The sequence below is a fragment of the Streptomyces katrae genome (assembly GCF_000966975.1).
Taxonomy (GTDB): Bacteria; Actinomycetota; Actinomycetes; order Streptomycetales; family Streptomycetaceae; genus Streptomyces; species Streptomyces katrae.
The window spans coordinates 1-434 of sequence record NZ_JZWV01001086.1 but is presented as its reverse complement, the minus strand read 5'-3'; the positions used below and the strand labels follow the sequence as shown (position 1 = coordinate 434).

Here is a 434-nt window from a genome sequence, read left to right as displayed (position 1 = left end):
TGCGCCTCGTCACGGCCACACCGCCCCCCTCGACCATCGCGGTCACCTCGGCGTTCGTACCGGTGGCGTTGAAAATGGAACCCGCGGAGGTGGAGGATTCGGGCAGGTCCCAGGAGATCGTCGCCCAGTGCCGGATGTTCGCCCCGGACTCGCTCACGCACGCCTTCACCGTGAAGTCCCAGTTGTCGGGCCAGGGGCCGTTGTAGGCGGGATTGTCGACGGTCTTGGACGACACCTTGCAGCGCTCCACCGCGTACGCGGGGCTGCCCCCGGCAGTGGCCGCCGTGATGGTGGCCGCCACCAGTACCGCCGAGAGCCGCACGGCGGGGAGTGTCCTGAGCATGGGTGCGCCTCCGAGGGTCGAATGCCCAGGACAACGAGGCGATGGCGGGAAAGAAGCGTGCCGACGCGGGTGACGCGCGTGTAGAGCCGGT

Annotated in this window: 1 pseudogene; it reads right to left on the bottom strand. The window is 69.1% G+C overall.

Features of this window, described 5'->3' with window-relative positions:
* A pseudogene (locus VR44_RS32690) lies at positions 1 to 343 on the bottom strand (hypothetical protein); the annotation flags it as partial.
* Positions 344 to 434 lie beyond the last annotated feature (91 nt).